Annotated in this window: 11 protein-coding genes and 1 pseudogene; all 12 read left to right on the top strand. The window is 43.3% G+C overall.

All coding sequences use genetic code 11. The features are described 5' to 3' along the window. Positions 1-783: 783 nt before the first annotated feature. A pseudogene (locus tag F9B85_RS15095) lies at positions 784-1062 on the top strand (flagellin); the annotation flags it as partial. Between the two features lie 293 nt (positions 1063-1355). Continuing rightward, on the top strand, positions 1356-1793 hold the full coding sequence (locus tag F9B85_RS03025) for a YaaR family protein (RefSeq protein ID WP_151618446.1): 438 nt from the start codon (positions 1356-1358) through the stop codon (positions 1791-1793). Between the two features lie 223 nt (positions 1794-2016). Beyond that, positions 2017-2211: a nucleotidyltransferase domain-containing protein gene (locus F9B85_RS03020; protein ID WP_151618443.1), complete on the top strand. Its 195-nt coding sequence runs from the start codon at positions 2017-2019 to the stop codon at positions 2209-2211. Positions 2212-2217: 6 nt separating this feature from the next. After that, complete coding sequence (locus F9B85_RS03015) at positions 2218-2436, top strand: hypothetical protein (RefSeq protein WP_151618441.1); 219 nt, start codon at positions 2218-2220, stop codon at positions 2434-2436. A gap of 329 nt (positions 2437-2765) precedes the next feature. Continuing rightward, positions 2766-3554 (top strand): basic amino acid ABC transporter substrate-binding protein, encoded by a 789-nt coding sequence (locus F9B85_RS03010; RefSeq protein WP_243138049.1) that lies wholly within the window; start codon positions 2766-2768, stop codon positions 3552-3554. 325 nt (positions 3555-3879) lie between these two features. Further along, on the top strand, positions 3880-4545 hold the full coding sequence (locus tag F9B85_RS03005; RefSeq protein ID WP_151618437.1) for an amino acid ABC transporter permease: 666 nt from the start codon (positions 3880-3882) through the stop codon (positions 4543-4545). A 524-nt stretch (positions 4546-5069) separates the two neighbouring features. Next, on the top strand, positions 5070-5792 hold the full coding sequence (locus tag F9B85_RS03000) for an amino acid ABC transporter ATP-binding protein (RefSeq protein WP_151619064.1): 723 nt from the start codon (positions 5070-5072) through the stop codon (positions 5790-5792). A gap of 300 nt (positions 5793-6092) precedes the next feature. Continuing rightward, the gene (gene hpf, locus F9B85_RS02995; protein ID WP_151618435.1) at positions 6093-6632 is read left to right on the top strand and encodes a ribosome hibernation-promoting factor, HPF/YfiA family; all 540 of its coding nucleotides are present in this window, start codon (positions 6093-6095) and stop codon (positions 6630-6632) included. Positions 6633-6980: 348 nt separating this feature from the next. Further along, the gene (secA, locus tag F9B85_RS02990; RefSeq protein WP_151618433.1) at positions 6981-9485 is read left to right on the top strand and encodes a preprotein translocase subunit SecA; all 2505 of its coding nucleotides are present in this window, start codon (positions 6981-6983) and stop codon (positions 9483-9485) included. Between the two features lie 175 nt (positions 9486-9660). Further along, positions 9661-10762 (top strand): peptide chain release factor 2 gene (gene prfB, locus F9B85_RS02985; RefSeq protein ID WP_151618431.1). Its coding sequence is split into 2 segments (ribosomal slippage): positions 9661-9729 and positions 9731-10762, totalling 1101 coding nucleotides; the frame shifts between segments, so codons are not numbered across the junction. 190 nt (positions 10763-10952) lie between these two features. Continuing rightward, positions 10953-11789 (top strand): transketolase, encoded by an 837-nt coding sequence (locus tag F9B85_RS02980; protein ID WP_151618429.1) that lies wholly within the window; start codon positions 10953-10955, stop codon positions 11787-11789. Between the two features lie 172 nt (positions 11790-11961). Further along, on the top strand, positions 11962-12900 hold the full coding sequence (locus F9B85_RS02975; RefSeq protein WP_151618427.1) for a transketolase family protein: 939 nt from the start codon (positions 11962-11964) through the stop codon (positions 12898-12900). Positions 12901-13017: the final 117 nt, after the last annotated feature.

Below are 13017 nucleotides of genomic sequence, written 5' to 3'. Positions count from 1 at the left end.
AGTAAACTAATTGCCAAGGACGATCTGGCCGGCGTTATTGAAACCAAAATCAACAGTTCTCTAAAGGGCTCCCAAAATGTATCTGTGACCATGGATAACGACAGACTTATTTTTACCAGCGGTTTGACAGGAAGCAGAAGTGAGTTAACTGTCTTAGAAAATAGTACTTCAGATCTATTAGAAACTTTGGGACTAACAGCTAATATGCGGGCGATAGGAACGGCACCTCGCGTAGCTGAAGTAAGTAGTTTTGCCATCCCAGCTAATGGATTCAATATCAATAGTGATAATTCGCAATTACAAGTCGTAATAGACGGTGAACCTGTAACAGCAGTTATAAAAGAAGGTGCTTATAATAGCCAGGAAGATTACCAAAGGCTAGCAAGAGAATTAGAAGATAGCATTAACAAAGCTACGACAAAAGCGGCTGACGTTCGCGTTTCCTATGATGGAGTTCGCTTCACCATATCTAGCTCCTTAAATGGCAGTGGAAGTGAATTACGCATTCTGACTGGTTCAGCAGGCGATGCTTCAACTGTTCTTGGTTTTGCAGTTCAAAACATGGGCAAATGGGACACTGGTTCAAACCACGATGCGGCTGTTAACTTACAACTTGGTGCTAATGAAGGGCAAACGATGGGTCTTAGCATTGGCGATACTCGTTCTTTTGCCTTAGGACTTACTGTTCTTGGTCAAGCAGAAGGCTATTCTACTGTTAACAACGTTACCGATGGAGTCAGTCAGATTACCAAAGAAAAAGCCCTCGACTTTACAGACTTTGAAAATGCAGCCAAAGCAATTACCCGTATTGACAGAGCCATCAATACCATCTCAATTGAACGCTCCAAACTTGGCGCTATGCAAAACCGCCTAGAATATACAGTAAACAACCTAAAAGTCTTCACCGAAAACCTCACAGCCTCCGAGTCACGCATTCGCGATGCTGACATGGCTTTAGAGATGACCAACCTTACCAAAAACAACATCATCAACCAAGCTGCCACAGCCATGCTCGCCCAAGCAAACCAACTTCCCCAGGGCATCTTACAACTGCTACAGTAAATATAAGAGCTAACATCAGAGCGAGCACAACAGCGTAAACTTCCAGTAACCACAAAACCAACCCCACAAACGAAAAAATATAAGGGAGATAAGCCCAAGGCTCATCTCCCTTTTCCTTATCTATGGTAATATAAAAATTGAAGATTACTAACCATCGATAAAGCCATTAGTCATTAAAATTGCAAAAATTAACTTACTTGATACTTATACTCAAATCCTCTGCGTCTTTACGGTTTTCCCTCGTTCCTTCCGCCGGATATGTAGAAAGTACAACAAAAAGGAGAGTGATCACCATGGAAGTAAACAAAATCGGCCGCGCCGGTCTAGATAAAACCAAGTCCAAACAACAAGGCCTCACTGAAAAAATCAGCTTCTCCGAAGTCATGGCCGCTCGCCGCAATGAGCTACAAGCCGACAAACTCAACAAACTCGTCGAAGACATAGAAGACCAAGGCAAACTCCTCGCCGAATCCCGTACCGTCGAAGATCTCAACCGCTACAAAAAACTAGTCAAAGAATTCATGGAAGAAGCCATCAAATACGGCCTAAAACTAGAAGAACGACGTGGCCACACTAGAAGAGGTAAAACCAAGATCTACAAAATCGTTGCGACTGTTGATCAGAAACTATTAGATCTCACCGACGCAGTGCTAAAAAAACAAGCCAAAAGCTTACAAATTCTCGATATGGTGGGGCAGATCAAAGGATTATTGATAGATATTTACAGCTAAAAAGCTAGAAAGCAAGAGCATAGATAACTGTACAAGTTGGTGGAAATATATCACAACAAAGTGGCTATATATTCAGCATTTTCTTAAGCTTCATAACTTTGGAGTGAATTATATTGGATAAATATATTGTACTATCAGAAAAAGATCCAATCAGAAGAAGAAAAGAGTGGCGTCCTTTTAAAGCCAAGGGCTATCGAGTTAAAGATAGTGATGGTTTTAAAATTTGGCACGAATTTGGCACGAAAAAGAAGCCATCCGACAAAAAGTAATTTCAGCGTTTAAGGGGAAGGACGCTGATCTTTTTTTATTTGGCTCAAGAGCTTCCCAAAACTATCGTGCAAATTCAGATTATGATATTGGTTATTATACTGATGAGAAAGTATCTTCAAGTATGTTAAACAAATTAAAAGAAGAATGAGAAGAAATGCCCATACCTTCTCAAGTTGAATTAGTTGATTTTAAGAATGTAGCAGAAGACTTTCTAGAAGTGGCTATTCGCAAAAAAGAGGTGATCATAAAAAGAGGTGATCATATGGAAAAGAAAAAAGAAGAACTCCTTATTCACCTAGAAGTTTTACAACGTGCACTAGCTACCTTAGAAGAAGCTCTAATACAATCGTGTCACAGCAGAACAAGTATATGAAAGTGCTCAACGTATGCCGGCAATGCTACGTTGCTCTATAAAAAAGGTAATAACGCAATATGCTAAAAGTTCACAAAAAACCTAGTCAGCATACACTTGTCACCCTGCCTTTATAAATAGCCATATACCACAAATTGCACTTGAAAACACATGCACAAAAAAGGTATAATTACGCCGTTGTGACATTGACTAGTAGACTCATATGCTTCCTGGCCTCATAGTTTCATATGTACCACTGTAACCACTTTTAATTAGCACCATTTTTCCTACATCAAAAGACTCAATTGCACCATTCATCATTACAGCACTCGAAAGGCAGGTCAAAGCATTTGAAGAAATGGCAAAAAATCACCATCATAGGTATCCTCATTGTTGCCCTATTTGCAGTATTAACAGGTTGTAACCAAACAGAAACAAGCTCCACCAGCACAGAAGGTGAAATTACCAAAATTGTAGTTGGTACAGAAGCAACTTACCGTCCCTTTGAATGGAGAGACGAGCAAGGAAACATCGTCGGTTTTGACATTGACTTAATCAACGCTATTGGCGAAGAACTAGGCATCGAAGTAGAAATTCGCAACATTCCCTTCGATAGCCTCATTCAATCTCTCCAAAACGGCAACATCGATGTCATCGCATCTGCCATGACTATCACTGAGCGTCGCCAGGAAACAGTAGACTTTTCCAAGCCTTACTATGAGTCTGTACAAGCTATCGTCGTAAAAGCAGATTCCGATATTGCCAGTGCCGAAGACCTGCTTGACAAAAAAGTAGGCGTCCAAAACGGTACTACCGGTAGCGAAGTAGCCGCTCAACTACTTGGTGAAAGAAACCAAAACATTAGTCGCTTTGACACCATTGCCAACGCTTTTAACAGTCAGTTGGTCGGACAAGTAGAAGCAGTTATTGCTGATAAGCCCGTAGCAGAACGCTTTATTGCCAACAACCCGAACAGTGGCCTTAAAGTGATCGTTGACGACAGCTTTGAATCAGAATACTTTGGTCTAGCTGTCCGTAAAACATCACCTGAACTGTTGGCCAAAATCAACGAAGCTCTAGAAAAGCTAGAACAAGAAGGTAAAATCGCAGAATTCCTAGACACCCACATGGGTAGCTAATTAACTTTCTAATTGCAACTCAACTTCCTAATTCCAACTCACTAATTCAATAATTAAAGCTTTCCTAAAGTAGAAGAGGCGTAACAGGTTCTCAGCCTGTTACGCCTCTTCTTTGCTTGCCCAATATGCGACAACTTTGCGACTACTTCTATAATACACCCCAAAACAATCTAGCCTTACAAATTATTTACTAGCCTACAATTTTCGACAGTTACTAAAGCGATTTGATAGTTATTAAAGCGGTTTCTTTAAAAGCTAAAAAAAGAGCTAAAAAAGGAACTAAAAAAACAAACCCATCCTGCCATACTAGGAAGGAGCCCAAGCCATGGACTTTCGTTGGGATATCGTACTAAGCTACTCTGATCTTTTCCTAATCGGTGCTTGGATTACCATCAAAATCACAGCCATCTCCGTAGCCATCGGTACAGTCCTTGGCCTTGCCATAGCCCTAATGCGCCTATCATCCTTCGCCCCACTGCGCTGGCTCGCCATTATCTACACAGACGTCATTCGAGGCACACCCTTACTAGTCCAAATCTTTATCGTCTTTTTTGGTCTCCCTGGCCTACTTGGCCGCCCCTTTGACCCCATGACAGCTGGCATCATCGCCTTAAGTATCAACTCTGGCGCCTATGTAGCCGAAATCTTCCGCGCCGGCATTCAATCGATTGACAAAGGCCAAATGGAAGCGGCCCGCTCCCTAGGCATGAGCTATCCAAAAGCAATGCGCTATATCATTCTCCCCCAAGCTTTCCGACGAGTCATCCCCCCCATGGGCAACGAATTTATAGCCCTCCTCAAAGACTCATCCCTAGTATCCGTCATCTCCCTCCCCGAACTAGCCATGAGCGGAAAAATCGTCTACGGCGCCTACTACCGAGTCTGGGAAGCCTGGCTTCCCGTAGCGGCAATCTACCTCGTACTAGTCCTAACCTTCAGCCGCCTACTAGCCTGGTACGAGAATAGAATCGCCATGAAAGCACACCGTTAAGCTATAAAAAATAACTGTCCAACCATGAAAGCGCACCGTTAATCCATAAAAAATCACTGTTAATCTATGAAAGCAACTACAAAAGCAAGAGCAAAAATTAAACCACAAAATTGAAAGCACCGCAAAACCATGAAAGACACACAAAAAAGAAAGTCCAAGAGAAAAAACTACCTAGACTTGGGGCGCAATTTCCGGAGAGAGGACTTGGCGACCTCAGCCGTCGTCAGCTTGCTGACGGTAACGGCGTGGGAACAGTCCGTTCGGAGGGAATTGCGCCCCAAGTCCTGCATTAGAGTAACCCTAGGAATAACCCCTAGGAGTACCCCCGAACTAGGAGTACCCCCCAGCTAAGTGCAACCCCTACCCTAGCAGTAACCCCAAGTAATAACCATAAGTAATAACCACGAGCAATAACCCTAAAATAACCGGAAAAAGCCAGAAAAAACCTAAAAGTTCAAGCTAAAAAAGCCAATAACTCAACGCCCACAAAGCCACAACAGCAAGGAAAGGCAAAAATAGCGATGATCATAAAAATCAAAGACCTGCACAAAAAATTCGGCAAACTCCACGTCCTCAAAGGCGTAAACTTATCAGTAAAAGAACAAGAAGTAGTCTGCATCATCGGACCATCAGGCTCCGGCAAAAGCACCTTATTGCGCTGTATCAACCATCTAGAAAAACCTGACGGCGGCCAGATATACATTGACGGCACTTATCTAAGTAACAACGAAGCAGAGCTAAACAAAGTGCGCTCCGAAGTTGGCATGGTCTTCCAACGATTTAATCTCTTTCCCCATATGTCTGTACTTGAGAACATCACCTTAGCTCCTATGCAAGTGCGCAACATGACTAGAGAAGAAGCAACAACAATAGCTCAGCAACTGTTAGCCAAAGTAGGCCTATCCGAAAAAGCAACAGCTTACCCCGAACAACTCTCAGGTGGACAGCAACAGCGAGTAGCCATTGCCCGCGCTTTAGCCATGAGACCGAAAATCATGCTTTTTGACGAACCAACTTCAGCTCTAGACCCTGAAATGGTAGGAGAAGTCCTTAACGTAATGCGCGATCTAGCTCGCGAAGGCATGACCATGGTCGTAGTAACTCATGAGATGGCTTTTGCCAGAGAAGTAGGCGATCGAGTTATTTTCATGGACGAAGGCATGATTGTAGAAGAAGGCCTACCTAACGAAATATTTAGCAATCCCCAACAAGAAAGAACCAAACTTTTTCTCAGCAAAATCCTGTAAAGGGAAAAGCTTTGCTTAAAAGCTTTTTAGCAGTATAGCTTTTAAGCAATAAAGCTTTTAATCACAAGGGGAAAACTATTATCGCTAATAACATTCAGAGTTACTAAAAAATACACAATAGACAATAATAGTTACAAAGAACAAAAATTGCTTAGTATGCTAAGAGAATTTTGCAAACATTTTTAAACTTTATAGAATTTTTAACTAACAACTTCTAAGATGAGGCAGGAATTTCCGCTGGTGATCGGGAATACTAAGAACAAGGTCAAAGCCAAGACTCATAAAGGAGTTGGTGTCCAGATGAATATTCAAGTACGCGGCAAAAATATCGAAGTCACCCCAGCACTACGAGACTATGTCAACAAGCGCTTATCGAAACTGGAGAAATACTTTAACCACATAGGAGAAATACGCGTTACCCTAGTTGTAGAGGGGGATATGCATAAAGTTGAGGTAACCGTACCGGCCTCCGACCTTGTCATGCGTGCTGAAGAATCTCATCCTGACATGTACGCAGCCATAGATCTGGTCATTGAGAAGTTAACCAAACAGATTGATGCATATAAAACTCGTCTTTCCCGTCGTCTCAAAAACCATGGGTTCAGAGAGTTTATCTATGAGAACCTCGCTCCTGAGCGGGAAGTTGAAGAAGATCGCGGACCTAGAATTGTCCGCTCCAAGCGCTTTTCCTTCAAGCCTATGCCTGTAGACGAAGCTGTCATGCAAATGAACCTACTTGGTCATACTTTCTTCGTCTTTACCAATGCTGAGACAGAGCAAGTTAACGTCGTCTATCGCCGCAAAGACGGTAACTACGGTCTAATTGAGTCTGACTACTAATACAACTTAATAGAATAAAGTAAAAGGATGCCTTCGGGGCATCCTTTTTTTATCGCCCTTATTCTCTTCACATTGCACCAGCGCAGAGCGGATGTTACAATACTATAATGTATATAAATAATTTCACATCTATTTTTTCTTACAAGCACTAGTAGATATGACCTATTAAAGGAGACTTAATACTAGATAAAGCCAGATAAAGCCAGATACAGCTAGATACAGCTAGATTCAACTAGACACAACCAGATACAACCAATATCGGAAAAATTGATAATCGAACTTCGCTGAAAAAGCAATTCATGACGAGAAGAGAAACCGCTACGGGATAAAGAGAAAGGGGTCTTTGTTTTGTTTGGCTTCCTGAAAAAACTACTCGACGACAACCCTAAAGAAATCAAAAAAATACAGAAAACGGTAGACAAGATCAATGCTTTAGAACCAGACTTTCAAAAACTGCAAGACAATGAATTACAGCACAAAACTGTAGAGTTTCGTGAGCGCCTCAGTAAGGGAGCGTCGCTAGACGATCTCTTGCCAGAAGCCTTCGCCACTGTGCGTGAGGCTTCTCGTCGAGTACTAGGTATGCGTCACTTTGACGTCCAGCTTATCGGTGGAACTGTGTTACACCAAGGCAGAATTGCTGAGATGCGTACTGGTGAAGGTAAAACACTAGTTGCTACATTACCCTCTTACCTCAATGCACTAACAGGTAAAGGCGTTCACGTAGTTACTGTCAACGATTACCTAGCTAGTCGTGACGCTGAATGGATGGGGCAAATTCATCGCTTCCTAGGTCTTGAAGTTGGCCTAATCGTCCATGGGTTGTCTTTTGAACAGCGCAAAGCGGCTTATAATGCCGACATTACCTACGGAACAAATAACGAATTCGGTTTCGACTACCTTAGAGACAACATGGTAGTTCGTCCTGAAAACATGGTACAACGTCCACAACACTACGCCATCGTCGACGAAGTTGACTCTATTTTAATCGATGAAGCTCGTACGCCTCTAATCATTTCCGGACAAGCTGACAAACCGACGGAAAAATATTATGCCGTAGCTCGCATCATTCCTCGTCTGAAAAGAGAAGATGATTATAAAGTAGATGAAAAAGCTCACGTAGTTACCCTTACAGAAGAAGGCGTGTCCAAAGTAGAACGCATGCTAGGCATAGAAAACTTAGCTGACTCTTTAGAATGGGCTCACCATGTAAACCAAGGCTTAAAAGCTCATGCCTTAATGAAGCGCGATCGCAATTATGTCGTCAAAGATGGCGAAGTAGTCATTGTAGATGAATTTACAGGACGCCTCATGTTTGGTCGCCGCTACTCCGAAGGCTTGCACCAGGCTATTGAAGCCAAAGAAGGCTTGAAGATTCAGAATGAATCTCAAACTCTAGCTACTATCACCTTACAAAACTACTTCCGTATGTACAAGAAGCTTTCGGGCATGACCGGTACAGCGAAGACAGAAGAGCAAGAATTTATCCAGATCTACAAAATGGATGTTGTCACCATTCCTACCAACAGAGCTATTCAAAGGCTTGATCACTCTGACGTAGTCTATCGTACCGAAGAAGGCAAGTTTAACGCGGTCGTAGAAGATATTATCGAGCATCATCGTACAGGACAACCTATGCTCGTCGGTACTGTATCAATCGAAAAATCAGAAATTCTCTCAGATAAACTGAAAAAACGAGGCGTACCTCACCAGGTCCTAAACGCCAAACATCATGAAAAAGAAGCCGAAATTATCAAAAACGCAGGCCAAAAAGGCATGGTCACTATTGCCACCAACATGGCCGGTCGTGGTACTGACATCGTCTTAGGAGATGACATTGCCGATGTAGGAGGACTCTACGTCATCGGCACAGAGCGACACGAATCAAGACGTATCGACAACCAGCTTCGTGGTCGTTCCGGTCGTCAAGGCGACCCTGGTGAAACGAAATTTTATGTCTCTTTAGAAGATGATCTTATGCGACTATTTGGCTCAGATAACATTCAAGGTCTCATGGATCGCTTAGGCATGGATGATTCCATACCTATTGAGTCAGGCGTCATCAGCAGAGCCATAGAAAAAGCCCAAAAACGTGTAGAAGATCGCAACTTCGACATTCGTAAGCACGTTTTACAATATGACGATGTAATGAACCAACAACGGGAAGTTATCTACGATCAGCGCCGTCAAGTTCTTGACGGAGGCAATCTCAAAGAAACAGTACACAGCTTTATCGATAACATCGTTGCCAACCAAGTTAACCGCATCGCCGGCGATGAGAAATTCCCAGAGAACTGGGATCTTGATGCTCTCATAACCTATGCTGAAGACGTTTTCTTACAGCAAGGTGCTATTGACAAAGAAGAGCTTAAAGAGATGGAAAAAGAAGAAATCATCGAGCTCTTCCAAGAAAAAGGCAAAGAGCGCTACGAAGATAGAGAAGCTGAACTAGGTACTGAAATTATCAGAGATCTAGAGCGCATGATCATGCTACAAATGGTAGACCAAAACTGGATGGATCACTTAGATGCGATGGACCAACTGCGCCATGGTATTGGTTTGCGAGCTTACGGACAAAAAGATCCATTAGTAGAGTACAAATACGAAGCTTACGACATGTTTAACGAAATGATCAACAACATTCAAGAAAGCTTCCTGCGCTATATGTATCGCGTCAACGTTGTCAAAGAGCCAATTGAAGAACAACAAGAAACGGTGCTTTCCAAAGCCACCGAAAATCGTTACGAAGAAGAAGGCCCCAAGCAACCAGTTCGTTCTTCTGATTCAATTGGTCGCAACGAACCCTGCCCCTGTGGTAGCGGCAAAAAATACAAACGTTGTTGCGGTAAATAGCAAATAAATAATAAAACCACAGAGGCACAGGGAACACAAGAGGATTTGTTTAACCTACACCATTAACTGGTTAAGTGATGAAAACCTCTGTGCCCTCTGTGTCTCTGTGGTTAATTATAGGTTAATCATAACCAATAATAAGCTCATAGTTATTTTCGAAGGGAGTTTAACACCGTTGTTTTCAGAAACAAAAAAGCAATTGGCTGAACTGAAGGCGCCGTTGCATGAACTGAGGGATTCACTTTGACCTAGCTTCGAAAGAAGCACGCATCGCTGAGCTTGAGCAAATGATCCAAGATCCTACTTTTTGGGATGATCCCGATGAAGCACAAAAGATCATGCAAGAGCTCAACGGCCTCAAAGAGAAAGAACGATCCTATCAAGACTTATACAGCCGTTACGAAGACTTACAAGTGCTACAAGAATTAGGCGCTGAGGAAAATGATGAATCAATTTTAGAGGAACTAGAAAAAGGCATAGTTTCTATCAAAGCAGAGCTTGAGCAGTGGCATCTGGCCCTTTTGCTCAACGGTCCATACGATCGCAATAACGCCCTACTTTCTTTACATGCTGGCGCTGGTGGGACAGAAGCGATGGACTGGAACGATATGCTTATGCGCATGTACATTCGCTGGTCAGAAGCGCAGGGATATAAAGTAAAAGTCTTAGACTACTTAGCCGGTGAAGAAGCAGGCACCAAATCAGCCACCCTGTCTATAACGGGAGAAAACGCTTACGGCTACCTAAAAGGAGAAATGGGTGTTCATCGCCTCGTGCGCTTGTCACCTTTTGATGCTTCAGGAAGACGGCACACCTCCTTTGCCTCTGTAGAAGTACTACCTGAGGTGAGCGACGATATTGATATCCAAATCAATTCAGAAGATTTGAAAGTAGATACCTATCGTGCTGGAGGCGCTGGTGGACAGCACGTCAACAAAACGGACTCAGCCGTCCGCATTACCCACTTGCCGACAGGTATTATCGTAGCTTGTCAGAATGAAAGATCGCAAATCCAAAACAAAGCCATGGCCATGAAAATGCTACAAGCCAAACTCTTCGAAAGAGAAAGACAAAAGCAAGCAGAAGAATATAACAAATTAAAAGGCGATCAACAAGATATAGCCTTCGGCAGTCAGATCCGCTCTTACGTCTTTCACCCTTACAATATGGTCAAAGATCACCGCACCAATGCTGAAGTAGGCAACGTCCACGGAGTAATGGATGGCGATCTAGAAACTTTCATTTCTAGCTACCTTCTCTGGGCTTCGAAACAGTAGAGAAGTTTTGAAACAATAAAGTAGTTTTGAAACATTAGATTAGTTTATGAAGGAAAACCGCTAAGACGCAGAGTGCGCAGGATATATCAAAAACTAAGGTTTTTCGTAAAAACTTTTACCTATCCATGCAGGTATTCGACAAAATAGCGCAGAATATTGTCGAGATATATGACAGGAGGTATTCTGCAAAATGAACCAGGAACGTATAGTCGTTCAAGACTTAATCGATAGTCTTGAAGACAGAGCTCGAAAGATTCGCCGCCACATCATCACCATGACCCATTCAGCCGGCAGTGGACACCCCGGTGGGTCTTTATCAGCGGCTGATATCGTTTCGGCTCTTTTTTTCGCTGAACTTAAAGTTGATCCCCAAAACCCACAGTGGCCCGACCGTGATCGCTTTGTGCTCAGCAAAGGTCATGCCGCTCCCGTTCTCTATGCGGCTTTGGCTGAAAAAGGTTTCTTCCCTTTAGAAGAGATTAAAAACCTACGCAAAATAGGACACTTTCTACAAGGTCACCCTGACATGAAGAAAGTCCCTGGCGTCGACATGTCTACAGGCTCTTTAGGACAAGGCCTTTCTACGGCTATCGGCATGTCTCTTGCTCTCAAGCTCGACCAAAAAGAGAGCCGCGTCTGGGCCTTACTTGGCGATGGCGAACTGCAAGAAGGTCAGATCTGGGAAGCGGCGATGGCGGCGTCCCACTACAAGCTCGACAACGTGACCGCTTTTGTTGATTACAATGGCTTACAAATCGATGGCACTTTGGAGGAAGTCATGTCCTGTGACCCTATTGCAGAAAAGTTCCAAGCTTTCGGTTGGCAGGTCATCGAAATCGATGGACACAATATAGCTGAAATATTGTCAGCCATTGCTACCGCAAAAGAAACTAAAGGTAAGCCTACTTGCATCGTTGCCAAAACAATCAAAGGCAAAGGTGTCTCCTTCATGGAAGACCAAGTCGGCTGGCACGGCAACGCACCAAATGCAGAGCAATACGAAAAAGCAATAGCTGAACTGAGTTAGCCAAAAGCAAAAGGAAAATTCAAAAGCTATAATCTTCAAAAGCTATAATCTTCAAAAGCTATAATCATAAATGTTATTTGATGTGCTTTTTTAACTTTTCACAAGCAAGCAAGATATTGCTTAAGCAGATATCTTGTGGAGGAACTGTATTCTTACGGAGGTTTTACAGAGCATGAAAAAAATTGCCACCCGGGACGCCTACGGCCAGACGCTGGCTCAACTGGGGGACGAAAATCAAGATATTGTTGTACTAGACGCAGACCTTGCCAAGTCAACTAAAACGATCGACTTTGCCAAAAAACATGGTGACCGCTTTTTTGACATGGGTATAGCAGAACAGAACATGATGGGTACAGCGGCAGGTCTTGCTTCAGTAGGCAAGATTCCTTTTGCCAGCACTTTTGCCATGTTTGCTACGGGACGAGCCTTTGAGCAAATTCGCAACACCATTGCTTACCCCAAACTAAATGTTACTGTAGCGGCTACCCATGCCGGTATCTCGGTAGGTGAAGATGGCGCTTCTCACCAGACGGTAGAAGATATTTCACTTATGCGTTCCATCCCTAATATGACTGTCATCGTTCCAGCAGACGCAGTAGAGACAGCGGCGGCTGTGCGCTGGTCTGCTTCTTATAATGGCCCTGTTTATCTTCGCCTAGGTAGACTAGCTGTTCCTGTTCTCAACAATGAAGATTATGAATTTAGCTTTGGCAAAGCCGTCACTTGTCGTGAAGGCTCTGATGTAACGATCATTGCTACTGGACTTATGGTCGCTGTGGCTTTAGAAGCGGCAGAGCTCTTACAAGCAGAAGGAATTAGCGCTGAAGTGCTTAATATCCACACTATTAAACCAATCGACCAGACTGGCATCAGTACTTCAGTAGGCAAAACAGGTTGTGCTGTTACTGCAGAAGAACACTCCATCATCGGAGGACTAGGCTCTGCTGTTGCTGAAGTCTTAGCAGAAACTAATCCAGCACCACTAGAGCGCGTAGGTATCCAAGACAGCTTCGGCGAATCAGGCAAACCAGACGCACTACTAGAAAAATACGGCCTCACCGCCCAAAACATCGTAGCTTCAGCTAAAAAGGCTATGGCACGGAAGAAATAACTTAAAAGGTGCTAGGAAAACACAGAAGGATAGAGGAAAAAACCGCAGAGACGCAGAGTGTACAGAGGACTAATTTATTAATAAATTAGTCCTCTGTACACTCTGCGTCTCTGCGGT

It is taken from the genome of Heliorestis acidaminivorans (genome assembly GCF_008933955.1).
Taxonomy (GTDB): Bacteria; Bacillota; Desulfitobacteriia; order Heliobacteriales; family Heliobacteriaceae; genus Heliorestis; species Heliorestis acidaminivorans.
Note: the sequence above shows the minus strand (reverse complement) of the source record. Positions and strands in the feature narration are given on the sequence as shown.

Coding starts and splice junctions, on each gene's coding strand:
- F9B85_RS03025 (WP_151618446.1), top strand. CDS start 1,356: ATGGAAGTAAACAAAATCGGCCGCGCCGGTCTAGATAAAACCAAGTCC.
- hpf (WP_151618435.1), top strand. CDS start 6,093: ATGAATATTCAAGTACGCGGCAAAAATATCGAAGTCACCCCAGCACTA.
- F9B85_RS02975 (WP_151618427.1), top strand. CDS start 11,962: ATGAAAAAAATTGCCACCCGGGACGCCTACGGCCAGACGCTGGCTCAA.
- F9B85_RS03015 (WP_151618441.1), top strand. CDS start 2,218: ATGCCCATACCTTCTCAAGTTGAATTAGTTGATTTTAAGAATGTAGCA.
- F9B85_RS03005 (WP_151618437.1), top strand. CDS start 3,880: ATGGACTTTCGTTGGGATATCGTACTAAGCTACTCTGATCTTTTCCTA.
- F9B85_RS02980 (WP_151618429.1), top strand. CDS start 10,953: ATGAACCAGGAACGTATAGTCGTTCAAGACTTAATCGATAGTCTTGAA.